Raw genomic sequence first — 24,203 nt, forward strand, 5'->3', positions numbered from 1 at the left:
AGAATGTTTGGTCGGTCATCTCGACTAAAAATTACTGGCAAAAAAAAATCAAAGGCTATATGTTAAAAAGTAATCAGATTGCCTGTCATGAGAGAAGATTTTCCAATTCCCAGCTCTATAAGTCATAAAAGCCTTAATAAGCTCATGGTTAATGCCAAAAAGGAACTTACCATTTCCTTAGAAGAGGGCTCTAGTGAGTTTTCTCATGAGCGAGAATTCTTTCATGAAAAACTTGAAGAATGGAGCCTAATTAGTAAAGAGTTGCTTTCGGAACTTTCAAGAAAGGAAGAATATTTAAAAGATAAACGAAGTACTAAGTCAATAATGGCTTTAGGCGCTCTTGAAGCTCACCTTAATATGGCAATGCAAGCATTAAAAGCATCTAAAGAAAATCAATAAACTAACTATGTAGCATATGCATAGCTTTAATTAAATAAATCTTGAGAAAGCTTCTTAACCCGTTGCTTATTAATCCCAAAATCATAAATCCCTATTCTAGAAGCCGATTTGAGTTGAATGATGTTTTCTGAAGACAATAGAAAAGCTTCAATATCGTCAGTAAATCTGAAAACAAAGCTTTTAACAGTCCAATGGTAATATTCTTTAGTGCTTTCTAAAAGTTTAGATCTTGGCAATAAAGACATATTGCTTAATAGTTTATTAAAGCTTGCTTCAACATCTTTCGTCTTGATATTCGTTGAAAAGCAATTGCCAGTTTGAATACATTCTGGAATAGTTTCTACCTTACTTAATGCAAATGAAGGGTTTGCCTGCAATATGAATACAAAGGTGATGATTGCAAGCAGAAGATTTTTTTTAAAGCACATAAAATCAAGCGAATCATTTATTTAAATTAGATTTCCACCCAAACAAAGGAAAATTTGACAAAAGCTTTATTTGTGAGTAATAAAGCATTATGGATAATCCAAAGAAGAAGTTTAGCCAAACGTTGTCTGATGAAGTCAACTTTGAAGAAATGGACCATCGCTTAGCCTGTGGTTGGTACGTAGAAGTAGAAGGAAGTGGTCAACGCAAAAGATACCTCCGCCAAAGAAAAAAAATAGTCCAACAAAATCAGCAAGTCTCTGCAATATAAGGATAAGAGCCTTCGGAAGAGGCTTATGATGTTACTGATGGCAAGAATTTATTACTGGGCATTTAATTCTTAAATCTTCCTGAAAACAAAATCGAAATGGATCCTTTTGACCCTGCTCTTCATTATGGCCCCAATGACGCCGGTGCCTCTGCACTTTCAATTGCATTAGTTGTTGCAGGAATATTGTTTGGCTCATGGGCCTTTGGAGCATTTTCTGCGCTTATTGGCAACTACTTCAAAGGCAAAAAGAAAGACTAACCCTCAAAAAAATGAAAAACTTAGTGAAATATGCCCTATGCAAATAAGGTTTTTATCCCTGAGAGAGGTAAATAGCTTTGTTAGGTAAGTCGCCTTAGTCGGTTTGTGACTTCAGATGAACCTCTATGCACTTAGTAATGCACTCGCCTCCGTCATCACCAACTGCACAAGCTGTAATGCATTCAAAATATGAATCAATTGCGTCTGAATCCTCAACAATAGAAATGCTTTCTCTCTTACTAGCCATGAAGAAACTCAACTAAGGAATATATATTTAGCACAAACCAACCAAATCAAGGACAATTAGTTAAAAGATATAAAGTACCTAAGTAATAATTACTATAAGGAGACTCAAGGCCTTATTTGTTTTCAGTTCACAACCTTTTAAAACAAAGGCTAGTAGCTAGTTTGTAAACCTGTAAACAGCCCTGATAATTACAAAAAGTCTTTTACCAATGAAATCATTAGATCTTCAAAGTATTTAGAATCATAGTTAGACTATCAACTAAAGACAAGTACATTTTCGCGATATATTGTGGTGAATGGGATCAACCCACAAAATCTATTTAAGCTCCATGTCCTCATTAAGTCCTATTGATATTTTAGGGTTAGTAGCAGGCTCATTGACAACAGCTGCTTTCGTGCCTCAACTGTTAAAAGTATGGATATCAAAGTCAGCAAATGATATTTCCTACCTTATGTTTATTCTATTTATTATAGGAATTGTTTTATGGGAGATATATGGCTGGGAAATTCATTCGATGCCCGTTATTTTATTCAATATAATCACCTTCATACTAGGTTTGGCAATCTTAATACTGAAGTTTGTCTTTGATAGTAGAAACAACCTTAAATCAAAAGAGAAAATTATAAATAATACTTCTAATTAGAAAAGATCTATGAATAGTTAAGCTTATATAATTATCTGTTCAGTTCCTGTCTTCTAAGTAATCATCTTGATGAGCAATAAATGACCATTGTATTTCTTGGGATTCAATCATAGCCAAATCAGACCTAGAGATTGCTGCCCCCCCTAAAAAGGATTCATTTACAGGAAGTACTTCCTCAGGTTTAATTCTTTTCATGCTGTGTAAAGGCTTTTATAAGATTCCTCTCCCTCTTTCAGAATACCTGCTGCCAAAAGATCAAGTTCGAATGTACAAATCGGATCATTAGCTAATAAGCAGTCATCTAAAAAATCATCAAAAGCTTCTAATGTTTGGTTCATTTAAAGATCCCATCAATTAAAATAAAACAAATAAATCGAATTTATGCAAGTAAGGTGATGTAATTTCTATTATTTTAGTTTTCAATAGATTCAGAAAGATTCCTTAACAGCTATTACTGAAAAAAAAGGATCTCCTTTCAGAGGCAGTAAAGAAAAAAAAGCTTTTGAGAAGGTATTTTCAATAACATATTCTATGTCTAACCAACCTTGCATACGCAACACATCCCTAACATAGTTTAGACGATCACTATCTGAGCCTTCCAACCAAATTCTGGGAGATTTTGTCCAAAATGCCCTATTAGAAAATGAGACTATCAATTGACCTTTCGGTTTGACAACTCTTCTAATTTCTGATGCAATTTTTTCTGGATACTGTAGATACTGCCAGGCTGCTACCAATAAAGCTGCATCTACAGAATCATCTTCTAAAGGTAGTTTTTGGCTCCTATTAAAATTTTGAACCCAAAACCTATCTAATTGTTTATTGGCCTCTAATTCTAATTTATTCAGTCCATGACCTATCACTTGCTTATATTTTAAATCGTTTGGCAAATGACTTACCCAACTACTCATTAAATCAAGCACAACAGAACCTGAAGTTATCCTGTCCCTATAAAGCTGCGTAAGCCTAGATCGAAAGCCCTGGTCTAAATGATTAACAAAGCGAGGCTCTGCATAAAATAATTCATCATCCGTCTCGTCTTGTTTCGTTCTCTGGTAATCAGTAAGAAAAGTGAGTGCCATTAAGCTGATTTGGCTTCTTTATCGAGAAGCAAAGCATGAAAAACCTTATCTTTAGGGACTTCTTTAACAATCTCTGATCCAGAGTAAGTCAAAACAAATATTGGTTCGCCATCTTCATCAATGCCTTTTATATCTGCATTGCCAATCTGCCACATCCGCATCATCGCAATATCAGATGTCATATGTTCGCCTCTTTTACAACTTTCTGCTACTTTCCTAAACCATTCTGCCAATTGATCTGCCTTATCTTCATCTCCATTAACTAGAAGAAGAACTGACGAGGTCACAGTTTTAGAGTCAAATCTCTTTAAGGCACTGCGTATAATTTGATTAGTAAGACTTAGTTGATGTATGTACAAGCTAGAATTGCATTTATATAGTCAAAATATAGCAATTAAGGAAAGTAGCAAGAGCTTAATATAAATTTCTATAGATGAGGTTTATTGAGCTCAATATACTGGACAATGAGAATTGCTTACTAAAAGATTAGAGTCCTATTCCACGCGCCATTAAAGTTGCGAATAGAGGTATTAAGCAAAAGCCGGTGATTTCTATATTAATTAAAAGTCGCAACCTTGAAACTAAATTTTCCCCTACCACAGGTAATTTATTTTTACTTAATGGGATAGCCCAAAGAATATATGTAATTGTTGGATAAAGAGATAAAAGGCCTACAAACACATATATTCCAACTTTGCACCAAAAAATAGGGTTGTGAGTATAAAACTCTGGTGGCTCCCCAAAGTACTTAACTCTTAGAATCCCGCTAATCAAAAGGGATAAGCCTGCTAATCCGTAAACAACATCGGCTATAACCATTGAAATAGCTTCAATTCTATTAGGATCTATTTTTAAACTAAGCCTTTCGTATATTAAAGCTCCAAAGCATAGGATGATGCTTAAATAGTGTATATAAGCAACCAAGGCACTGTTTACATTAAAAGATGCAAAAACCAAAGACATTTTGAGCAAAAGTTAAAATTGTTATATCAGCTTTTTTGATTATAGTCTGATTGCAATAAGAAGTTTGAATAAAGCAAGTAAAGTTCTTAAAACCCCATCTAGCTTACTTCCTGTAATCAAAGCAATAGGGGCTAGCAGAAGCCAAAGAAATTTAATAGATAAGTGATTTTTTAGTTAATTAATATTTTCTTCTTTGGTTTCTTATCGGACTTTTTGGGCGTTTTTAGTGGAAATGCGTTGGTCCAACAATGCAGAAGAAGGCCAAGTGACATTAATAGTTCGAAGATTTCCTGATCATTACGTATCTGCTTAATAGTTGAAGAATAAGATATATCAAAGTAAAAGTAAAATAGAGCTACACTTAGAAAGTATAAACTAAATCTTTTTGCAGGAAGGGAATCTAACTTGGGCCATAGTTTCCAGCCTAACCATCCAAATAAGACGCAAGATATCTCAAATGAAGGGTCTAAAAGAATATGATGAAAAAACTCCATATTATGAATATTCGACTCACCCTGACTATTTATATCTCGTAATGCCTGAGATCCAATACCTGTAATTCGTTCACCCCAACTAATCTCCTCTCCAGCGACAAAGAAACAAAGAATGGCAATAAGAATCCATAAGGTAAGATTTAAAGTTGTACTCTTTTTCCTTTTTTTAAAGAATGCTATTAATGCACATATAGATCCAAATAAATAAAAGAGAAATTGTGCATATTCCAATGGACCATCTTCCTTCCTAAACCAATCAAACCAACTCATACCCACTATATATCTGCCATAAGGTAAAATATAAACTAATCCGTAAATGATAATCAGGTAGAGTATTGGGAATAAATCAACCTTTGGAGTGAGGTTACCCCAGGGTGTTCGAATCTTCTTCTTTTTAAGAGGAGCAAATGGGTTAAAGTTTGCCGCAAAAGAAGCCAACAGTAGAACCTTTTTAGAACTTGTTTAAGTTTGGCACAAACTTGTTCTTTTTGGGACTTATGAAATCTTTTTTGTTCATACAGAATCATCCTGCAATGATGCGCTGCACTAGAATTGACAAAATCTTCAATTGTATTGTCTCCACTGACTTAATAAGAAAGCTAATAGATATATTTATTTGATGTTCTATCAAACCAATAACAAGATATAAATGGATTTCTAAACTATGATTACTATAAAGCTCAGCAATGAACTCTTCGCCCAATGAATCGTAGGTATTTTAACAGCTCCAAATTTCTTATGCATTAGCTAGGAATATACAAATCGAAATGACAAATATCTAATAATGAAAAGAATCACTCTCATTACAGATGCACCTTTGATCGGGTTATTAGTTTTATGGTTTATTGCTTTTTGCCTTTCTTTATATGGACTAGGAGGTGTTCCATTAAGAGATTTTGATGAAGCCACAGTGGCTAGAGTTGCATATGAATTAAGTCAAAGCAATGGTGCTGACCAACTACTCCCAACAATTTGGTCAAACCCTTATTTAAACAAACCTCCTGGCCTTCATTGGGCAATAGCCAAGTTGATTAATTTGAATAATTTTTTCTCATCAAATCAACTTCCATCAGAATTCCTAATAAGACTTGCACCTGCATCTTTATCCACATTAGTTATTCCATTGGGTGGTCTAATTCAATGGAAGTTGCGACCAAAGGAACCAATAACAACTCTTGCAACCAGCACTATTCTCCTGACATTGCTGCCAATAATTAGACATGGGCGACTAGCAATGCTTGATGGGACACAATTGACGGCTATCGCCTTGTTTTGGCTATTACTGGTGTCTATCGATAATTCTCCAAGAGACAATATTAGGTTTTTAATGTCTGGCCTAATTGCCAGCTTCATGCTCTTACTAAAAGCTCCTTTATTAATTCCAATTATTTGTGCAGCTGTGTTGCCAATGCTAATGGAAAGGGTCCTATGGGAATGGTCATGGGGCAAATGGTTCTGCATAGGACTGGTTCCAGGAAGTTTATGGCATATATGGCATGCCATTAATCGTGGAAATGAGGCATTAAATCTTTGGCTAGGTGATGGTGCGTCAAGAGTTATTTTCGATTCCGGGCAAGGGAGTGATCTTGGCTTTTTGGTTCCCTTAATTGAATTAATTGAAGGAGGCTGGCCTTGGCTGGTTCTATTACCCTTTGCAACTTACCTGGCGTGGCATGAGCGTAAAAGCAAGTGGGGCAAGTGGGTTATAGGTACATCCTTAATTCTTATAATCTCTATTTTGCCTTTAAAGACTCAATTACCTTGGTATTCCCATCCGCTGTGGTTACCATTTGCTTTACTTTGTGGGCCAGCAGTTTCTGAATTGATCAAGAAAAGTAAAAGTATTTTTCACCGAAACCTTTTACTGCGACTAATACCATATTCGTTCTTATTACTAGGGTCTTTAGTGCTTTCTTTTTCTCTTCTAAGCTTTGCTGGGCTAATTAAAGGTTTTGAGTCATATTTACTTATTTCGATTCCAGTTGGTTCAGGCTGGCTAGTGGGAGGTTATTTACTAAATCACAAGAAAATGAAAATAAGGCAACTGGCAATATCCTCTTTAGCTTTAGGTAACTTAGTAGGTCTATTTATTCTAATGGGGTCCCCAAACTGGATATGGGAGCTAAATGAAACTTGGAATGCCAAGCCTGTAGGTGAAATGATTAGAAAAGCCAATCCAGGAGAAGTAGTAATGGAAGGAAGTAACGAGAGACCAAGCTTAAATTGGTATGCAGAGCAAAGAATAGTAAATAAAAGTAGTAGGCAATCTGATCAATGGTTGCTAACTTCTAACCAGAGAAAAAGTAAATATCTGATTGAAAAAGAAAAATGCCAAGAGAAAGGTTCAGAAGGTAAATGGATGCTAATATATTGCAAAAGTAAATAAAAAGCTCGACATATCCTTCAAGCTAATTCTTCAGAATTATGTCACCAAAAAGAAATAGTTAATTAACTCTTATAAAAAAGAATTCCTTGTACTTCGCTATTTTATTAATACTATATTTTTTAAATTTTAAGAGTTCCAAAAGAGCATCCTTGCTAACCATAAAATAGGAGTTTCCCTTGACTTGATCAAGTGACTTTTGATAATCCTGATAATTAGGCAGATAAAATTCCATTAAAGTTCTAACTTTAGTATTTCTATTCACACCTATAAGATAAACAGTATTTGAACGTAGTATTTCATTTACGAATGGCTCTCGAACAAACGTTTTTATCTCTTGATTAGGATTACCCAAGATTCCAATTCCATAAAGTATAGTTAAAAGAATAGTTTGTGTAATTACCATCAAACCAATTGAAATTGAAAAGTTTCTATGATTATTTAATCCCCTAATTCCAACTAATCCAGCAGATATATTAACTAATGATACAACAAAGAAAGAGCTTATTATTATTGGCTTATCAAGCACATCTATTGATACAAGTCCTGTAATTTTAAATAAAAGAATTACCATCAGAGATAATCCTATTAATAAAAATATGTACGCGCAAAGCTTCTTAAATTGATATGATTTAAGAAGCTCTGATGAAATCAATGAATCAATTGCAATTCCTGATGCTATAGCAATCCAAGGTATTAGCATCAAGGCATAATGACTTAAAGCCGTCGATGCAACCATTAAGGCAAATAATATGACCAACGGGAAAATAGACAAGAGGTATCTGAGCTTTAAGTTCTTGTATTGATTTACCCTGATAAAGCCAAATATACTGATCAATCCTGATGGATAAGAAAGAATAATGAGAATAATAGGGTAATAGAATAATCCCTTAAACAAATTCCCTCCCATAGACTTTCTTCTAGCAAAGTCAAATAACTCCAGAAAAGCCTCAGATCCATATGCATTGTATGCATAGAAAATGCTGACTATGACGGGTATAAAGCCTATTATCATCCCCCCCAATAAGAAATAAACTTTTTTTCTACCCTGCTGTCTTAAAGATAGGCATATAAAAGGCAGTAAAGCAAAAATCGGTAGTAGAGCTAAAAAACTTCTTATCAGGAAAGCAAGAGAGAAGGAAATGCCTGTTAAAAACCAATAAAAGAATTGATGGTTAGATTGTCTGTTATTTTCACTACTTGCTCTTAGAATCATATAAATAGCAAATAAATTTAAAAAAACAAACGCCATGTCAGGGCTGGCGTAATGACTATATTGAAACCAAAGCGGCATAGATGGAAGTATTAAAGCCGATATAAATGCTGATCTTTTATTTGATATTTCTAAGCCTATCTTATAAACAACTATTGAACTAAGAACCGAAAACAAAGCACTTGGTATTCTTGCTGAGTATTCACCTAAGCCAAAAAGCTTCATGCTTAATGCTATTAACCAATAACTACCAATTGTCTTATGGTGAGCTTTAGAAAAAGGTGCAAACCAATCTCCTGTATCCAATATCAACTTTGCTCTTCTTGCATAAAGACCTTCATCGTGAGCAAAAAAACTTTGTGTGCTTTCATTGAAAAGGCAAACAAATCCAACAAATCCACAAATACATATAATGACCAATATTGAAAAATATTTCTCCGCATAAAGTTTTTTCATATATGAGCATATAGGACTATAAATATTCTCAATTCTGCTACTTAAGCTCTTTTTAATCATGTATTTATAGGGATAATAGTTAAATATAAAAATTCTTCATTGTAACCTTTCAGCCCAATAAAGGTAAAATCTTTCAGGGTCTGTCCAAGACTTCTCAAATTTCTGGTCAGCCAATATCCTTATATTGCCATTAATAATTGCTTGGCCAGGCTCTAATCCTTTTATTGAAGACCCTCTACTCAAAACCAAGAGAGCCTTATTCAAAGAAGGCTTTCCCTCAAAGTAGCTTTGCAATTGTTCAAGGGTTTCCTCTCGATTAAGAGATTTACGTTTTTTCCACTGGGCATAACTTCCATAACCTTGAATTTCTGGATAGTAAAAATCTTTATCTAGATAACCTGCAACAGTTGAGACTTCTACATCTCTACTCCCAAAGATTTCAGCATCAGTCCATCCCTTTTCCTTTATATAAGCTGCTGTTGCTTTTCCCGCTGAATAAGGACGATAAAAATCATACATAGTTCTATGAACTCCCGCCCCAAAATGAACTGCAAGAGAAAAGGTTAGCAAGATAGGGAAAAACGAATTAAGCTTAAGGAGAAAAGGATTAGATCTAGGTGAATAATTTTGGACGTTAGAATTATCTTTATTAGACGGATGGATAGCCAGCCATATTGAACTAATAAACATTAAATAATAATATCCATAATGTCGAGAACCTACTCCTAAATAAATAAAGTAGTTAAATAAGAATAAAGAAACTATACCCCCAAGAAAAAAAGTTAGAGCGACAGGAGACCTTCTTAAAAATGCAATTGTTATAGATAGCATTCCAGAAGTGATGATTCCACATACAAACAAATCCAACCAATTATTATAATTAGGTATTATTAATAAATATCCTCCGAAAATCCTCCCAAATACTCTTAGAAAATGTCTAAGGTCAAATAAAGATGGAATTTGATCAACTGAATCGCTAACTTGAAACAAACTAAATGCTGCGAAGCCAGCTAAGATTAAAATCAACAAGAAGCTGAAGAATAAGTCAAAATGCCATAGTTTATTTAACTTATAGGTAGACCTTTGAAGAGGGCTAATACACCACTCGAATAGTAAAGCCAACCCAATAGCGAATGCTAATGACCAAGCAAATGCATGAGTGTTAGTTAATAGACCAATACAAATTGCAGCAGGTATGTAAGTTCTACGGCGAAGTGGGTAACTACTGCAAAAAACAAATGTCAAGAGTTCAGCCAAAACATAATGTCGACATATGAGAAAATATTCCCAGAAAGGAAAATATCCAAAGCTAAATAATGCCTTTTGCCATGCTGGCAAAGGATTCCAACGCCAAAAGCATAATATTGCAGTACTGCCTAGACCCCAATGAAGTAATTGCATACTTAATGGGTTGCCAGTGAAGCCTTTAACGAGGTAAATCAATGCTGACCAAAGGACAGGGTGTCCCGAAGGAGCATTGTTCTGCCATAACTCGACCCAAGTGTCACTGCGCCAGGCAACTAACCACCCTTGCATCTCATCTCGCCACAAAACATGGTTAAAAGCGCCAAGAAGCCCAATGAAAATAAATAAAAACGGGAAGATTTTATTTGGCTTTAAAAGTTCTATAAATTTGAAACCTGTCAATTCTTTAGTCATAGGAAGCAAACTCTTAGTACTTGCTCAACGTAGATTCAAAAGAGCAAAGTTCATTCCTAAAGAAGGAATATCATCTTGCCACTGCTTTAAAAGAATAAACCTTTCAAGATGAATAAAAAAAAAAGCCCCGTCAAATTTGACGGGGCTTTTTTAAACAAAACAAGTTAAACCACTAAAAATAGTTTCTCATCTAGAGAATTCAACCATTAAGAGTAATTTTTTGATTGTCTAAGTTACCGATAGCATTTGTAACTCGCTTGAAGTCAAAGCCCAATGCACGAATTGCATGCCATAAATGACCTTGGATAAAGAAGAATCCAAGATAATAATGAACATTAGTCAGCCATGCACGAGATGTGTGACCGGTAACAACACCATCCATGTTTCCTGTGTCTATCCAATAAGGAGAAATTCCAAATTTGATAGCAAGAGGTTCGCCATACCAAGCTTCAGGGTAAACAGTTGTGTTAGTAGCGCACCAGAATGCAGCAATAATTGCCATCCAGCCAATACCAGCTAAAGACCAAGAAAGAACGGCCTCAGCTGACAAAACATTCTTACCTTTGAATTCAGTATATTCTCCAAGAGCTCCAGAACCCATCTTGGTTGCAATGTGGTGAGCTCCACCAAGAATCTCAGCAAAAGCCAAGAATGCATGGCCTCCCATTACATCTTCAAGGCTATCTATAGTCAAGAAGTCAAATTGATGGTTCCAAATAGCATTCAAGTTCAAGTTGTACTCAACCTGGCGAACTGCACCAATAGCAGGATCGTAAATACCATGAATTCTTGCCCATTCAACAAACCAAATACATGCAACACCAAAGAAAATCAAATGGTGTCCAAGAATAAAGGTTTGGTTATCTGGGTTATCCCATTCAAGCTTGTATCTAGCCGCTTGACGATGCTCGGGACGACCTTCAGCAAAAAGGCCTGATGAGTTTTGAGTGTCTTCACTGAAAACTATTGAGTGCAATAGTCCAGCCAGGGCATATACAAATGAACAAATCAGGTGAAAGATGCCAATGAAAGCAACATCTTGCCCGGTCCATACTCCAGCTTGGTCAAAACCAATGCCAATAGATGCCAAATGAGGGATGCTTACCATTCCTTGATGTCCCATAGGGATATCAGGGTTGTAACGGGCAAGTTCCCAAAGTGTGTTTGCGCCAGCGGTAAATGCAATCAATCCTGTATGCGCAACATGCGAGCCTATAAATCGACTTGACTTGTTGGTTACTACAGAATTACCAACCCACCACCCGTAAGTGGGGTTTGGATTCCCATAGGTTTGCATGAGTTAAAAAGGCTTTTTAAAACGTATAGAGATTACAGGCAATTTGGCATTTGAAGTGCAATCAATTCAAATCCGAAATAATGCCAGCAAAAATGTTTGACTTTATTGGAGAATTTAAGTGGATTTATCCTTCTTCTACTAGCTCGAATTGCCGCAAAAGCCTAAAGACTTTTCTCAAAACAAGAACTATCCCATAAATTCCAAAGCTCAGAGGAAGAATTATTAATGGGCTAATGCTCTCCGAAGCCAAGCTTTTACCATTTTCAGCATATTCATAGCCATGACAGGGCATAAAGAATATGAGACTGCCAAAGATAATCGCCCAACCTAATAGGGCCAAAAAACCATCACGCGTTTTCCCTTCATAAAAGCGATCAAGACCTATACCCCAGCCCACAGAAAGCAATGCAAGGCGAGTTAAAGCTTTCTTTTCATCTTTTAAGAACATCTGTCTTAAGGCAAAATCGATTTTGTTATAGCTAATAAAACCAAAAGTTGCAGGGGAATGGATCTGCCAAAAGTTAATTATCTAGAGGTTTTAATAAAATCGGCCTAAAGCAGAGGTGCCCCAAAAGCCCTAACAGCACATACTCTAAAAAAATTATGCCCTTTCTAATATTCCAAGCTCAGATCGTTTAACTGAAATCACTGATCCTTTTGAAGTCACAAAGATCTTTTCAACAATTAAACCATTACAAACAATTATAGAAACTATACTCCCTGTAAATCTACCTCTTGTCCAGTCAATTTTTTCCTCAATTATTTGATTGCAAGAACTATCTAAGAAGGGAAAGTAAGCTTTAATCAATGCCCTTATTATATCAATCCTATTTTGTATTCTGAAAGAAGGTTTAAAGCTATCAAGAAGACTTTTAGTACTCTTTTTTAGTGAGGTACTTCTAATAGAATCAAGTTCTTTTATTCTCTCAAGAAGTCTCCCATTTAACTGCCGATATGAAAATGAAATTCTGCGCCTGATCTTACTATACCTATTTACTGTTAACGCTTTCTGATTCCCTCTTAAGCAAGTTGAGACGACCATGTTCCTCAATTTATTTTATAGTCAAAATTTACCGAACACTTAATTTTTTTCAAGCCTCATGGCTTTAATTTCAATGAATAAGAACAATTAAACTTTGTTAGCCATGTTTAATGAGCTAAGATTCAAATCCATATTCAATAGATAAGACCTTATCTACTAGTTGGGATTTATTCAATCTTGAGATTTTGCCAACTCCTGCCAATAACTCTCTTAATTCAGTGTTTTTCATCTCCATTAATGTAGCTTTCCTTTCTTGAAGTGAAGCCTTCTTAAAAGCTTTTGGATTCGATAAAATTAACTCAGTTAATTGTTTACTACTACAAGTAGAAACAAGCTCAACTCCTTTTAATAAATCACGTAGCTCTTGATCACTTTTATTAGACAAAGCTTTCCTGACTTGAGCCTCTTTAATTAAATTAATTGATTTTTGATCCTTTTTATTAACTGAGGGCGTAAGTAGTCTAATAGCCTTAATGAATGACTCAGAAGTAAGTACAGTAGCCAATAATATATGCTCTGCCAATCTATTTGTATCTATTGAAGTATCTTTAAATAGGCTAGAGAAGTAGGTTATAAAAGGCTTTTTAGGTGTTTCTTTGAGAACAATAGGTGGAATAGTTTTTTCAAGAACAGAGGCGGTTGCCTCAATTAAACTTGCCGTCGATTCAATAAGAGCTATTTCTGGAAGTGTTTTTTGTGCAGTTTCTTCTTTTTTAGAAGGTGCTGTTAAAGCTTTGCTTTCATCAGATACATTTTGAAGTTTCTCTTGTGAAACTTTTTTGAATTCGATAGTCCTTGTTGCATAGAGAAAAAAGCAAAGAACTATAATTGATGACGCTAACACAGCAAAGACAATATCAACCTGTGAAAAGACCCTCTGAATTTGAGCTTGATCTAATAATTCTGAATAGTGCCTTGCACCATCTTCGGTCCATCCAAGTAATCTAAGTTCTTGAGCTCTTTGGGTTAATGCTTCTGACACGCTAATAGTGCCTTTACGAGTCTATTATCTTTAAAATAGATTTAGTTTCTAATTAATTTTATTCATTGAAAAGAAAATGCATGAGTCCGGGCAAACTGTTTTGCATCAAGAGCAAGTCATTTCTCTGCGAAATGATCTAAGGATGATGCTTTTGTTTACTCTTAAGGGGGATATGGCACTGAACTAATGCCGGTCAATGAAAAGCCAATCAGGTCAATGATTTTAAGGCGGTCAGCTTAAGCCAAGAAAAAGTAAAAATCCATTGAAAGCCGCTTTAAAGCGAAAATTGCTCAAGTTAAAAACAAATATTATTTAATGAATGGAATTCTTTTGTCGCTAAATGCCAAAGAATGGTTTTATTATCTATATCAACACATTCATCAACCCATGGCCGAGCAAAAAGGGAAAGAATTAGCGACAGTGTCGGTTTATCTCAATACAGGAATCGTGGCAGGCCTAGTAGGACTGGGCTTCGTTGGAGCTGCCCTTGTTTTCGGAGTCCTAACCTTGATCATTAGGTAAAAGCTTTAAAGGGGCTTTAAAAGCTAAGTTTTCAAAATTAGCCCAACAAAGTCTGAATTCATTCTTTTAGTGTTTTTATTCATAGACCTTCTATGCAAATTTTTCTGGAACATTGTTTCAAAGCAAAGAACTTGAACACTTTTTTGATTACTCCAATCAGCGCCTACATGCTCGTAGAAGTTATATAAGAAGAATCCCTTGGGCAACAATAAATAATTCTCCAAAAGCTTTTTGGCTTACAAAAGCACCTCCCACAAAAAGAATCCTTGATCAGTCTGTAGATACAAAAGTAGTTACTATTCCCATCAACTCTTCTCATAAGAAATCCTTTTAAAGCTATAAGAAGGAGTAAAGCAAATAGAAAGTATGCTCTATTAACCTTTTTCTTTCAGTCAAATAGCATTAGGAGCCTATTACTTAAATAACCAGTTTTTTCATATATATGATTACATTTTCTTTTTATATCGATCCGATATGGATTGAAGAATATTGAAAATAATATTCTAATAAATCTCAAGAAATTCCTCTTCGTTTTATTTTGTTTTTTTTCTTTTATTCAAAAGATTCTCTATTACATCTTCATCAAAAAGATTTACATCTCGATAAGATTTAAATATTTTTTCCCTCTCAGTTGACGATACAGTATCGAGCAATACCTTCAATCCATTTATAGAGCCTTCATCACCTTTTAAAACCTCTCTAATAATGCTCTGATATAAATTTTCCCACTTATAAGGCTCTTTTTCAAAAAGATATTTTGCCTTGCTTTCATGATTAATTTTTAATAGCCTTTGTCTTTCATCTAGATCATTCTGCTCTGATTGCCAATAATCATGCAAGGGGGAAGTCCTTTTAATCAAAGCAAAGTTATTCATTAGAATTCAAGCATTCGATAAATGATCACTTTCTATAATCCTAAAATATCCATCAATATATACCAAGTATTATCTATCATCGATTCCTGTTTTAAATATTTAGTAGCTTAGGCGAACCAACCTTGAACTAAATCTATAACACTTACAATCAGTCCAAAAGCAATAACAGGCGGAGATACCCATCGAATCATAAATTTAAGGTACCTGCGCACGCCTTGATCTGAATTAGAGCTGGCTAAGTCTTGATCATATTTGGATGGTATAAACCATCCCATCAATATAGATATCAAGAAGCCTCCTAAAATCAAGAAGACATTAAATACTGCATCCATATTGCCTAAAAAATTTAATGAAATTGCCGAAGGTACTCCTAGTAAAAAGACAAAAAATGTTGATATCCAAACTGCCTTCCTTCTAGTCCAACCAAGTCTATCAATCATTGAAGATACAGGAACTTCCAGGAGAGATATAGATGAAGTTATGGCTGCGAGAAAGGCTAGCCCAAAGAAAACAGCAGCTAATAGTCGACCGATCAAGCCAAGATTTGCGAAGCCCGTTGGTAAAGCGATAAATAATGCGCCGACTGTTGACTCACTTATCACATCTTTAAGCCCAAAGCTCATAACTATGGGGAAAGTAATCATCCCTGCAAGCAGGCCTACCCCAGTATCAAAAGAAGCTACACCTAAAGCTTCTTTGGGTAATTTATTGTTTTTGTCAAGGTAAGAGGAATATGCCACCATTATTCCTATTCCAAGGCTTAAAGAAAAGAAAGCTTGAGTAAAGGCATTCCTAATAGTTGTCTTATCTAATAATTGAGAGGGATCCCATTTGAATAGAAATGAAGTGTAACCTTCCCAAGAACCTGAAAGTGTGGTTGCCCAAATAGCAAGAATCAAAAGTAATACAAAAAGTAGTGGCATAGCCCAACGAGTCAAGCGTTCAATCCCGCCTCTCACTCCAGCTGCTACTACTGATCCAGTAAGAACCAAGCTTATTATTTGCCCTACAAAGACACTGTTTCCACTGCTAATTCTTCCAAAGAAATCACTAGCCTCAACCATATCTACTGGAAGTCCTATAAACAAAGAATGGAAAAAGGTATCAGCTGTCCAGCCCATAATCACAGCGTAAAAGGAAAGTATTCCACAGGATGAAATAGCAAAAAGCCACCCCAATGGCTTCCAACTCTCACCAGCAGCTTGGACTGGCGCAAGGAAAGGACTACTTGCGGTACTTCGCCCAAGAACCATCTCGCCAACCAATACTGGTAGACATACCACTAGAACAACCAAGATATAAAGCAATAGGAATGCAAGCCCCCCACCCTGAGAAGACCTATAAGCAAATCCCCAAAGATTGCCTAAACCAACTGCACTGCCTGCAGCCGCAAGCACAAAACCTAAGCCAGAGCGCCACTTCTCTCTAGTTTGCATAAATCAGGTGTATTCCTAAAATTTGATTATGGGTACTAAACAGATGGAGTTCAAGAATATTTAAATCTTGTAAGAACTGATCAATCAAAGAAAAATCTGATCTCCTTTTCTTTTAAACCTTCCCAGCCTGCCTTCAAAAGAAATTCATTAAGATCCTTTGCACTGAAATGCTTTGCTCCAGTTCTAACAATCCTATTTCTCATTGATTTTTGAACGCCACTCCTTTTTCTTTTTTTTTCTTTATCCATGACTCTTTTATAGAGTTTAAGCATTTCTTCTGGTATTTGGGTGCCATCAAGATCAATCCCTGCCTCAATAGCTTTATCTATAATGTCTGGTCCAAATAAGTCCATGAGCAATGAAAATAAATAATTATCTAACCAACTATTGAAAGCGTTAAGTTAGCAGCCAATCCATTTGACTTAATATATTCCTGAAAAACATCTGAATCAAAGGCTTTTTGGGCAGCCGCTTTAGATTCAAATTCCACAATCACCCCCAACTGACCACCATCCCATTGGTTCAAATCAGAATTTTGATTTATATCTTTTGCAATAATTACGCCTCCAACCGAAAGCAGCCAAGGTATAACTGTTTGCAGATATTCAATGAACAAGTCAGTGCTTGCAATTGTTGCTTGCTTGATCCAGTAGCCCTTGGACACAGAAAATAAAGAAAAGTTTAAGAAGTATCGCACACCGTGCCCTGATTTGATGATGTGCGACAAATTAAACTTTATAAAATTAATCTCGCCAAAGCTTTTTAAACTTTTTGCAACCAAAAAGAATATCAAGCCATCAGAAGAGTTAAAAGGCTCATATTCTCGCTAAGCATTTGATTGATTTAATAATGATTGATTCCGAAATTGACTCCTTGAAAGATCTAAATAATTTCCGTTCAGCACCAAGGTTGAGCATAAATCAATCAAAAAGATTGCTAAAAGAGCTCGCTGGTTATATTGACAACGCTGATTGGTTAACGACTGGCATTATGGCTCCATCTAGTGAAGTTGCTATCAAGGTTATTCGAGAAATAGAGTCATTTTTTAGTTGGTCGAAGATGAACTTAGCTACAAAGCCTAATGATGCTGGACCTGTTTTTCTTAAAGCAAATCAAAATACTGGTGATATTCATATACGTATTGAACATGGTCTAGGTGAGGGTATTCTGATGAGTTGTCAACACTTGGATGAGCAGAAAGATGCTGATACTTTTGGCCCTTTCCCTTTAGATTTCTTCAAAGAAAACAATAATCCTTGAGAAATGTCCTATTAGTAAATTAAATAATCAATTTATTTAATACTTTTTAAGATTGATAATAGGGTCTAACTAATATTTAACTCTGCCAACATTAGACAAAACATCTTCTAACAATCTTCTTAAAGCTAAGAGTTGATTTTTACTTCCTAAAGCTATAAGTAATTGTCCAGGCCCTATTTCAACATCCCCGCTTGGATTAGTATTCAAACTTGTTCCGTCACGAATAGCCAAGACCATTGCTCCGCTTTTACTACCTAGTTCAAGCCCAGCCAAAGTAGGGTTGTTTAAATGTTTAAACTTATTTAGATCACTACTGAGCAAAAACTCCTCTATCTCACATTGTGATCCCGCCAAGAGATCCAAAAAATCAACTGCAATAGGACGTAATGCAGTTGCTGCCATTGTTCTGCCAGCAGCTACATAGGGGCTAACAACTACACTTGCCCCTGCCAACTTCAATTTATTTGCAGCTTCTTCACTTTCTGCTCTTGCTATTAGTCGACATTGAGAATTCAATCCTCGTGCACTTAAAACCACATAAAGATTTGCAGCATCACTTGGCAGGGTTACGACTAAACTTCTACATTTTTGGATTCCAGCCAATATCAATGTCTCATCTAATGTCGCATCAGCCAATAAAACATTAAATCCTTTTGCCTCTGCCGCTTTTTGACTAGATTCATTCGCTTCGACAATCAATACTTGGACCCCTTCATATTGAAGTTCTTCAGCAATTTCTTTTCCAATTCGACCAAATCCACAAAGGATTACATGATCTTCCATACTCCTTAATCTTCGACGAAATCTAAGCTCACTCATTCTACGAAAATAACCCGACTCAAAAAGCCGAATAAATCTTTGCAGCGTTAACTGAACAACAACCAAGCCTCCTCCAATGATTAATATTGTAACTACTCGCCCTGCTGCACTAAGCGGTTCAACTTCACCAAAGCCAATTGTGCTAATTGTAATAAGAACCATCCACAGGCAATCACCCCAATCCCATCCTTCTGTGATGCGATAGCCACATGCTCCAAGCAGGAACAAAGCCATCAATGAGAGTAATGGGCCTAACCATGGCTTAGCCAAATCTCGAAATAAAACCTTCTGATCAATTATTCGCCTCATAAAAATCTGGTAACCATAATCAGTAAATTAGCCTTAAAGCCTTTCACTATTCTTTAAATATAATGCTAAATAAATAAAGAAATAGCAAAAGGCATTAATATGCTAATGAACTAAATCGATTTATAGAAAATTTTAAACATTAATATCTAACTATGAATGGCTTTGGAGAAAAAAAAATTTCAAATAAAAAGAAATTCCACAATCAGCTATCAGAAGTCCAGATTAATCAATTAATGACTGGAGCAATAAGGCATCTTTCTTCCGGTAATTTTGTTGACGCAGAGGCTTGCTATATGAAATTAATCAATGCAGGTTTTAAAGATCCTAGAGTCTACTCAAATATCGGTGCTATATATAAACAAAGAAATAATCTTGACAAAGCATGTTTTTACTTAAAAAAAGCAGTCACCTTATTCCCAGAATACGCTGATGCTTATTCTAATTTAGCATTAATCCTAAAAGAGAAAGGTGAATTAAAAGAAGCAGAGTTATATGCTAGAAAAGCGATCTCATTGAAACCTAATTTATGTGATGCATATTTAATCCTAGGTGGAATTTTACAAGATCAAGGAGATCTAGATCAAGCAATACTTTGTACAAGAAAGGCAATTATATTGGACCCTAATTTGGCAAGTTCACATCTCAACCTTGGTGTATTGCTAAAAGAAAAAGGCAATTTAAAAGAAGCTGAAGATGCCACTAGAAAAGCAATATCATTGCAATCAAACTTGGCAAACGCACATCTCAACCTTGGTGTATTGCTAAAAGAAAAAGGCAATTTAAAAGAAGCTGAAGATGCCACTAGAAAAGCAATATCATTGCAATCAAACTTGGCAAACGCACATCTTAATCTTGGAATTTTATTAAAAGACCTTGGAAAGCTAAAAGAAGCAGAAAAAACTTTAATTAAAGCAATACAGATAGACGGCTTGCTCGCACCAGCGTATTACTCATTATCAACATTAACCGATTATTCAAATGAGAGAGAGTTAGAAGATAAACTTTTTAAAATAAATTTAGATAATTTAGATAATTTATCTTTTAAGATAGATTTATGTTTTGCAAGATCTAATATTCTTCATAAGAAAAATCTTTTTTTAGAAAGCTCTGAATATCTCAAAGAAGCCAATAAGATAAAGCTCCAATTATATCCATCTAATGCAAATAAGCAAATTAAAAAGTCTATTGAAATTCTCGATAAATATAAAGACTATCAAGAAGACATACCAGTAACAAGTCCAGTTTCGAATTGCATTTTCATTGTAGGAATGCCTCGCTCTGGTTCTACATTATTAGAGTCTATTCTAAGTATGAAAGAAAAAGTTGTTGACTTAGGAGAAACAGTTATTTTTGAACAAGCCTTTTCTGAATGGAATATGCAAGACAAGCAATCCAAGGGGAAGAGTCTTTTTGAAATCTATTATGAAAAAAGGTCTTCTTTTGCAGAAAAGGAATGCATAACAACAGATAAGAATTTGTATAACTATATGTATTCTGGTTTTATAGCTAGTCAATTCCCAGCAGCTAAGATTATTCATTGTTATAGGAATCCTCTTGATAATATTCTTTCTATGTATAGAGCAAATTTTGCAAAAGGAAATTATTACTCTTCATCAATATTAGATTGCTCAAAAGTTCTTTCAAATCATATTTATCTAATGAATTATTATAAGAAATTATACCCAGAAAAGATTTATAGCCTAGATTATGATCAATTGGTTATTTCACCAAAAGATCAAATCAGGTCTCTAATAAATTGGTTGGGATGGGAATGGGAAGAATTATATTTATCACCTGACAAAAGTAATAGAGCAGTTAGTACAGCAAGCAATGTGCAAGTAAGGTATCCTATTAATAATAAATCTCTTTATGGCTGGAAGAAATATACAGAGCTTTTAAAACCAGCAATAGATTATTTAGACCAAAAAATCATTTAGTTGCCTCCAAAAGACATAAGGTTTATTTTTTTTAAGCTTTTCATAGCTCAGTTAAAAATTTAACGACTTTTTATTCGCTACAGACGACAACCAAGTCGAATCAATCCTCTATCCAAAAGCCTTCCTAATTTAATTGCGGTTGCTTCTTCTATTCTGGAAAAATCACCTTGATGACTCGCCACCCAAGCCATTTCTTCATTAGTAATAATCCCTGTTTTAAGAGATTCTAGAAAAAGCAATCCAAGATTCATGGCAAAAGTTCGAAATAAGAAGGGGCTTAAAGCCCCCATCTGATGACCGAACAATCCCCATCACCCGGCCATTAATTCAACACTAATCACTGTCAAGCGATTTGTCATCTGAAGATACACACTACTTATAGTGTTGCAATGATCAAGTCCAAGAAAAAACGCTACTTATAGGGCCGAGAATCGAAATCTAAAGGTGCTCTCCACTTTCAGAGGAAAGACCTTTCTGATGAGCGCTGAAATTTTTAAATATCTACAATAAGAAGAAGTCGATACTGCCTTGCGAGCAGTCATCGGTCCTGATAGAAAGATCCATTCCCTCCATTTAATGAAAGAAAGAAATATATGATTGTTCAGTTAATCTCGATAGCCGATCGATCTCAAGGTGTAGATCCAGCATCGACGCTAGGTCTACTTATCATTAGTTTTGGAATTATTTTTACGATCGGCTTACCTCTTTTATTAATTCTTAAAGGCAAGAAAGAATAAGGTTTGCAAACTTTTTGGTAATACTGGACTTTGCCTTTAGAAGACTTAGCAATCGATCGCGAAAGGAGATAGTTAAATAGTTGAAGATCTTAGCTAATGTATATGCAATACATATCCCTTAAGGTCTTTAAACCTTTCCAAGAAATTTTCGTCAAATGCGGGTGTAGTTCAGTGGTAGAACGTCAGCTTCCCAAGCTGAATGTCGCCAGTTCAAATCTGGTCATCCGCTTTAGGGCTTATATAAAAATAAGTCTTGATTGAGTTTATGCTGATGACCTAGGTTAAAGTGACAGTATTAGTTAAATAGACTCTTTGCTTTAATTGATTGGTATATAACATCATTTTGCTGTATTAATCTTCTAATGAGGGTTTCACTTGACGATTCTTTTTTTTATTACTCCTCTGTTTTTTTAAATCAAGCCTTCGTTTCTTGGAAGCAAGTGATGGTTTAGTTTGTTTCCTTAATTTTTTAGGCGGCTTCAAAGTAGATCTAAGCAAATTTGCCAATCGAAATAGTGCTAATCTTCTATTCTGGTATTGATTTCTACTATCTTTAGCAACTACACGAATACAGTCCTTAACAATATGTTTTTTTAATAGTTCTCGCAGTATATATTTTTGAAATTTACTAAGAACATTTGATTGTTCGATATGAAAAATAAGTTCTACTTTGCTATCAGTCTTATTTACATTTTGCCCACCTGGGCCTGATGAGCGTGAGAATCGCCATTGGAGCTCCCTAGATGGAATAACTAATCTTGAATTTACAGTTAAGTTCACCGTGAAAAGTTTTTATATGATTTATTCCCATGGCTGTTTAACTGGGTCGCTAGCCCTACTCTCACGAATAAAGCCACTAAACCAAAGCCAAATGTAATAAGCACCAGAAATCCCTAGAAAAACTAGTGCGCCAATCATTAACTTGTCTTGGAAATCCACGAAATCTTCTTTTGATCACTATAAATAATGATAGGCCTTACAAATTGAATCCATAAATAAAAGCTTAATGAAATAAAAAATAAACGCAAAATTTATTAGAAGAGCCTAAAATTTAAATAATTAATCTTGCAGAATGGAACATAAGCTTGTTTTCATTTACGACGGGGAGTGTCCATTCTGTAATCATTTTGCAGAATTGCTTGAACTAAAAAGTAACTTGCCCAATATTTCATTTCTAAATGGAAGGGACTATCTCACCAAAATGAATAATTTATATGCAAAAGGCTATGACTTAGATAAAGGTGCAATTCTGATTAAGGACGATGAAATTCTCCATGGAGCAAGTGCCATTAGTTGGATTTGTTCTCAACTTAAGAATCCTTCAGATACAATGCTAGAAATTATTAGAGCTGTTTTTTCATCGCCTAAAAGGACATTTTTTTTGTTCCCTATTTTGATTTGGTCTAGAAGAGTTGCACTTTTTTTGAAAGGGGTTCCAAATAAGTTGATTTCTAAAGCTTAATGAAGAGCCAATCTCAATACGCCTTTTTGATTAGCCCATAGCAATATTTTCCTTTTCTAGTTCAATAGGGTCATTGAGCTTGCAATCATGCTCTACAATCTCTCCAGAGGGTAAACGCTGCGAAAATCTAGGTGTGTCTTTGAATAATCCATGTTCTTTATCTTGATAACTCCACAACCATTTTTTATCAGTAAAACTAATCTCTCCTGCTTGAAATGAAATAGGAAGCATAAGATTGATTTTTTTCCACTCAAGAACTACAAAGGCTCCCTCGTCAATTGATTCCAGATCACTTGTTAGAGCAAAATCCCCATTTAAATTATTTCTAATAGTCGCAGTAAGCATCTCACCATCACAATAAAAGGTTGTTGATGGTGTAATCGAAAGGAAAAAGCTAAGTACAAAAGAAAATATGTTTATCAATTTATCTTGAGCTAAGAGAACTTAAATATAGCTTAAAACAAATCAAGCAAATTCATATATTAATCTAATGTTTTGGCTGAAATAAGTCAGTTGCAGTAATTGTACTGCGAGTTGATTTAGAATCATTTAAAGAGTTTTGATTAGTAAGAATAGTGCTATTTTCTATTATGGGTGAATCAATCTTAACTGACTCATCTTTAAGAGTAGTTGCACTGGATACTAAAGAATCAATATTTTCTTCAACTGGTACAGGTTTAGGAATCAACTCAACAAAATTACTAATCGATGAGAATTTGCCATGAGAGAAAGCACGTGGTGTAAATGCAAAAATTGATGCGACAAAAATAATAACTAAAAGAAGTGATGCAAGTTGAATAATTGGCTGCCAATAAAAGGATACTTTTAATAACTGATCGAAGTTAGTGGGAGAGTTTTGTTTATTAGAGCCCCACTCTAAATAAACATCATCAGTTACCCAACCTTTATTTGCTGAGCGGTAAGGGGACTCAGACCTAGCAAACTCGATAATTTCTTTAAGTCTTTCTCGTAGCACTGATTGATCCATTCAAAATCAAACACCATTCAAGCACCCAAAAGCACTTGCTATT

General features: G+C 35.1%; 34 protein-coding genes and 1 tRNA gene. 12 read left to right on the forward strand and 23 right to left on the reverse strand.

Annotated features, from left to right (window positions below; genetic code table 11):
- Positions 1 to 144: 144 nt before the first annotated feature.
- Entirely contained in the window at positions 145 to 399 is a 255-nt protein-coding gene (locus P9211_RS06895; RefSeq protein ID WP_143703348.1) for an MATH domain-containing protein, read from the forward strand.
- Positions 400 to 425: 26 nt separating this feature from the next.
- Here the strand turns inward: P9211_RS06895 and P9211_RS06900 are convergent, their stop codons facing one another.
- Positions 426 to 827: a DUF1499 domain-containing protein gene (locus P9211_RS06900; RefSeq protein WP_012195966.1), complete on the reverse strand. Its 402-nt coding sequence runs from the start codon at positions 825 to 827 to the stop codon at positions 426 to 428.
- 89 nt (positions 828 to 916) lie between these two features.
- Between P9211_RS06900 and P9211_RS06905 the strand changes: the two genes are divergently transcribed.
- Both P9211_RS06905 and P9211_RS09790 read left to right on the forward strand, forming a co-directional pair.
- Entirely contained in the window at positions 917 to 1,096 is a 180-nt protein-coding gene (locus tag P9211_RS06905; RefSeq protein ID WP_012195967.1) for a hypothetical protein, read from the forward strand.
- Between the two features lie 96 nt (positions 1,097 to 1,192).
- The gene (locus P9211_RS09790) at positions 1,193 to 1,354 is read left to right on the forward strand and encodes a hypothetical protein (protein WP_012195968.1); all 162 of its coding nucleotides are present in this window, start codon (positions 1,193 to 1,195) and stop codon (positions 1,352 to 1,354) included.
- A 94-nt stretch (positions 1,355 to 1,448) separates the two neighbouring features.
- Here P9211_RS09790 and P9211_RS09795 read toward each other — a convergent pair whose 3' ends face one another.
- On the reverse strand, positions 1,449 to 1,601 hold the full coding sequence (locus P9211_RS09795; protein ID WP_193328930.1) for a hypothetical protein: 153 nt from the start codon (positions 1,599 to 1,601) through the stop codon (positions 1,449 to 1,451).
- Positions 1,602 to 1,929: 328 nt separating this feature from the next.
- On the opposite strand from P9211_RS09795, the gene P9211_RS06910 reads away from it, so the two are divergent.
- Positions 1,930 to 2,244: a SemiSWEET family sugar transporter gene (locus P9211_RS06910; RefSeq protein WP_041391186.1), complete on the forward strand. Its 315-nt coding sequence runs from the start codon at positions 1,930 to 1,932 to the stop codon at positions 2,242 to 2,244.
- A gap of 39 nt (positions 2,245 to 2,283) precedes the next feature.
- On the opposite strand, the gene P9211_RS09605 is transcribed toward P9211_RS06910, so the two are convergent.
- The 6 genes from P9211_RS09605 to P9211_RS06930 form a co-directional block, all read right to left on the reverse strand.
- Positions 2,284 to 2,439 carry a hypothetical protein gene (locus tag P9211_RS09605; RefSeq protein ID WP_012195971.1) on the reverse strand — a complete coding sequence of 52 codons (156 nt, stop codon included), beginning with the start codon at positions 2,437 to 2,439 and terminating at the stop codon, positions 2,284 to 2,286.
- Positions 2,436 to 2,582, reverse strand: coding sequence for a hypothetical protein (locus tag P9211_RS09610; RefSeq protein WP_159088380.1), 147 nt, complete (start codon positions 2,580 to 2,582; stop codon positions 2,436 to 2,438). Before P9211_RS09610 ends, P9211_RS09605 begins: the two co-directional genes overlap by 4 nt.
- 90 nt (positions 2,583 to 2,672) lie before the next feature.
- The gene (locus P9211_RS06915; protein ID WP_012195972.1) at positions 2,673 to 3,326 is read right to left on the reverse strand and encodes a methyltransferase domain-containing protein; all 654 of its coding nucleotides are present in this window, start codon (positions 3,324 to 3,326) and stop codon (positions 2,673 to 2,675) included.
- Positions 3,326 to 3,613 carry a hypothetical protein gene (locus tag P9211_RS06920; protein WP_041391188.1) on the reverse strand — a complete coding sequence of 96 codons (288 nt, stop codon included), beginning with the start codon at positions 3,611 to 3,613 and terminating at the stop codon, positions 3,326 to 3,328. Before P9211_RS06920 ends, P9211_RS06915 begins: the two co-directional genes overlap by 1 nt.
- A gap of 199 nt (positions 3,614 to 3,812) precedes the next feature.
- On the reverse strand, positions 3,813 to 4,289 hold the full coding sequence (locus P9211_RS06925) for a DUF2214 family protein (protein WP_012195974.1): 477 nt from the start codon (positions 4,287 to 4,289) through the stop codon (positions 3,813 to 3,815).
- Between the two features lie 170 nt (positions 4,290 to 4,459).
- On the reverse strand, positions 4,460 to 5,221 hold the full coding sequence (locus P9211_RS06930; protein WP_012195975.1) for a hypothetical protein: 762 nt from the start codon (positions 5,219 to 5,221) through the stop codon (positions 4,460 to 4,462).
- A 346-nt stretch (positions 5,222 to 5,567) separates the two neighbouring features.
- On the opposite strand from P9211_RS06930, the gene P9211_RS06940 reads away from it, so the two are divergent.
- A complete protein-coding gene (locus tag P9211_RS06940; RefSeq protein WP_012195977.1) occupies positions 5,568 to 7,169 on the forward strand; it encodes an ArnT family glycosyltransferase in 1,602 nt (533 codons plus the stop codon).
- A gap of 58 nt (positions 7,170 to 7,227) precedes the next feature.
- Here P9211_RS06940 and P9211_RS06945 read toward each other — a convergent pair whose 3' ends face one another.
- The 6 genes from P9211_RS06945 to P9211_RS06970 all read right to left on the reverse strand — a co-directional run bounded on the left by P9211_RS06945 (position 7,228) and on the right by P9211_RS06970 (position 13,815).
- A complete protein-coding gene (locus P9211_RS06945) occupies positions 7,228 to 8,895 on the reverse strand; it encodes an ArnT family glycosyltransferase (protein ID WP_012195978.1) in 1,668 nt (555 codons plus the stop codon).
- Positions 8,896 to 8,931: 36 nt separating this feature from the next.
- Entirely contained in the window at positions 8,932 to 10,494 is a 1,563-nt protein-coding gene (locus P9211_RS06950) for a hypothetical protein (RefSeq protein ID WP_012195979.1), read from the reverse strand.
- Between the two features lie 199 nt (positions 10,495 to 10,693).
- Complete coding sequence (locus tag P9211_RS06955) at positions 10,694 to 11,791, reverse strand: chlorophyll a/b binding light-harvesting protein (protein WP_012195980.1); 1,098 nt, start codon at positions 11,789 to 11,791, stop codon at positions 10,694 to 10,696.
- A 124-nt stretch (positions 11,792 to 11,915) separates the two neighbouring features.
- Positions 11,916 to 12,239 (reverse strand): hypothetical protein, encoded by a 324-nt coding sequence (locus P9211_RS06960; protein ID WP_012195981.1) that lies wholly within the window; start codon positions 12,237 to 12,239, stop codon positions 11,916 to 11,918.
- A 153-nt stretch (positions 12,240 to 12,392) separates the two neighbouring features.
- Positions 12,393 to 12,833: a hypothetical protein gene (locus tag P9211_RS06965; protein WP_041391192.1), complete on the reverse strand. Its 441-nt coding sequence runs from the start codon at positions 12,831 to 12,833 to the stop codon at positions 12,393 to 12,395.
- 115 nt (positions 12,834 to 12,948) lie between these two features.
- Positions 12,949 to 13,815 carry a hypothetical protein gene (locus P9211_RS06970; RefSeq protein WP_012195983.1) on the reverse strand — a complete coding sequence of 289 codons (867 nt, stop codon included), beginning with the start codon at positions 13,813 to 13,815 and terminating at the stop codon, positions 12,949 to 12,951.
- A gap of 387 nt (positions 13,816 to 14,202) precedes the next feature.
- Here P9211_RS06970 and P9211_RS09980 point away from each other — a divergent pair, with 387 nt between their 5' ends.
- Both P9211_RS09980 and P9211_RS06980 read left to right on the forward strand, forming a co-directional pair.
- Positions 14,203 to 14,337, forward strand: coding sequence for a hypothetical protein (locus P9211_RS09980; RefSeq protein WP_263969732.1), 135 nt, complete (start codon positions 14,203 to 14,205; stop codon positions 14,335 to 14,337).
- 112 nt (positions 14,338 to 14,449) lie between these two features.
- Entirely contained in the window at positions 14,450 to 14,671 is a 222-nt protein-coding gene (locus P9211_RS06980) for a hypothetical protein (RefSeq protein WP_012195985.1), read from the forward strand.
- 199 nt (positions 14,672 to 14,870) lie between these two features.
- Here P9211_RS06980 and P9211_RS06985 read toward each other — a convergent pair whose 3' ends face one another.
- The 4 genes from P9211_RS06985 to P9211_RS07000 form a co-directional block, all read right to left on the reverse strand.
- A complete protein-coding gene (locus P9211_RS06985; RefSeq protein ID WP_012195986.1) occupies positions 14,871 to 15,212 on the reverse strand; it encodes a hypothetical protein in 342 nt (113 codons plus the stop codon).
- Between the two features lie 107 nt (positions 15,213 to 15,319).
- The gene (locus P9211_RS06990; RefSeq protein ID WP_012195987.1) at positions 15,320 to 16,648 is read right to left on the reverse strand and encodes a sodium-dependent transporter; all 1,329 of its coding nucleotides are present in this window, start codon (positions 16,646 to 16,648) and stop codon (positions 15,320 to 15,322) included.
- Positions 16,649 to 16,728: 80 nt separating this feature from the next.
- Positions 16,729 to 17,001, reverse strand: coding sequence for a small RNA NsiR4-regulated ssr1528 family protein (locus P9211_RS06995; protein WP_012195988.1), 273 nt, complete (start codon positions 16,999 to 17,001; stop codon positions 16,729 to 16,731).
- A gap of 23 nt (positions 17,002 to 17,024) precedes the next feature.
- Positions 17,025 to 17,312 (reverse strand): DUF1330 domain-containing protein, encoded by a 288-nt coding sequence (locus tag P9211_RS07000; RefSeq protein WP_041391194.1) that lies wholly within the window; start codon positions 17,310 to 17,312, stop codon positions 17,025 to 17,027.
- A 185-nt stretch (positions 17,313 to 17,497) separates the two neighbouring features.
- Here P9211_RS07000 and P9211_RS07005 point away from each other — a divergent pair, with 185 nt between their 5' ends.
- Positions 17,498 to 17,908 (forward strand): DUF1824 family protein, encoded by a 411-nt coding sequence (locus P9211_RS07005; protein WP_012195991.1) that lies wholly within the window; start codon positions 17,498 to 17,500, stop codon positions 17,906 to 17,908.
- 69 nt (positions 17,909 to 17,977) lie between these two features.
- Here the strand turns inward: P9211_RS07005 and P9211_RS07010 are convergent, their stop codons facing one another.
- Positions 17,978 to 19,036 carry a potassium channel family protein gene (locus P9211_RS07010; protein WP_012195992.1) on the reverse strand — a complete coding sequence of 353 codons (1,059 nt, stop codon included), beginning with the start codon at positions 19,034 to 19,036 and terminating at the stop codon, positions 17,978 to 17,980.
- A 152-nt stretch (positions 19,037 to 19,188) separates the two neighbouring features.
- Between P9211_RS07010 and P9211_RS07015 the strand changes: the two genes are divergently transcribed.
- A complete protein-coding gene (locus P9211_RS07015; RefSeq protein WP_012195993.1) occupies positions 19,189 to 20,973 on the forward strand; it encodes a tetratricopeptide repeat-containing sulfotransferase family protein in 1,785 nt (594 codons plus the stop codon).
- A 77-nt stretch (positions 20,974 to 21,050) separates the two neighbouring features.
- On the opposite strand, the gene P9211_RS07020 is transcribed toward P9211_RS07015, so the two are convergent.
- Positions 21,051 to 21,224 carry a hypothetical protein gene (locus P9211_RS07020; protein WP_086934887.1) on the reverse strand — a complete coding sequence of 58 codons (174 nt, stop codon included), beginning with the start codon at positions 21,222 to 21,224 and terminating at the stop codon, positions 21,051 to 21,053.
- 342 nt (positions 21,225 to 21,566) lie between these two features.
- Between P9211_RS07020 and P9211_RS09615 the strand changes: the two genes are divergently transcribed.
- Complete coding sequence (locus P9211_RS09615; RefSeq protein ID WP_159088381.1) at positions 21,567 to 21,710, forward strand: hypothetical protein; 144 nt, start codon at positions 21,567 to 21,569, stop codon at positions 21,708 to 21,710.
- A 157-nt stretch (positions 21,711 to 21,867) separates the two neighbouring features.
- Positions 21,868 to 21,939 (forward strand) — tRNA-Gly (locus P9211_RS07025).
- A 122-nt stretch (positions 21,940 to 22,061) separates the two neighbouring features.
- On the opposite strand, the gene arfB is transcribed toward P9211_RS07025, so the two are convergent.
- Positions 22,062 to 22,490, reverse strand: coding sequence for an alternative ribosome rescue aminoacyl-tRNA hydrolase ArfB (arfB, locus tag P9211_RS07030; RefSeq protein ID WP_012195995.1), 429 nt, complete (start codon positions 22,488 to 22,490; stop codon positions 22,062 to 22,064).
- Positions 22,491 to 22,782: 292 nt separating this feature from the next.
- On the opposite strand from arfB, the gene P9211_RS07035 reads away from it, so the two are divergent.
- The gene (locus tag P9211_RS07035; protein ID WP_012195997.1) at positions 22,783 to 23,172 is read left to right on the forward strand and encodes a DCC1-like thiol-disulfide oxidoreductase family protein; all 390 of its coding nucleotides are present in this window, start codon (positions 22,783 to 22,785) and stop codon (positions 23,170 to 23,172) included.
- A gap of 30 nt (positions 23,173 to 23,202) precedes the next feature.
- On the opposite strand, the gene P9211_RS07040 is transcribed toward P9211_RS07035, so the two are convergent.
- The gene (locus P9211_RS07040) at positions 23,203 to 23,595 is read right to left on the reverse strand and encodes a hypothetical protein (protein WP_225866201.1); all 393 of its coding nucleotides are present in this window, start codon (positions 23,593 to 23,595) and stop codon (positions 23,203 to 23,205) included.
- Positions 23,596 to 23,659: 64 nt separating this feature from the next.
- Positions 23,660 to 24,160 (reverse strand): hypothetical protein, encoded by a 501-nt coding sequence (locus P9211_RS07045; protein ID WP_012195999.1) that lies wholly within the window; start codon positions 24,158 to 24,160, stop codon positions 23,660 to 23,662.
- Positions 24,161 to 24,203: the final 43 nt, after the last annotated feature.

The organism is Prochlorococcus marinus str. MIT 9211, from assembly GCF_000018585.1.
In the GTDB taxonomy this organism is placed as follows: Bacteria; Cyanobacteriota; Cyanobacteriia; order PCC-6307; family Cyanobiaceae; genus Prochlorococcus_D; species Prochlorococcus_D marinus_B.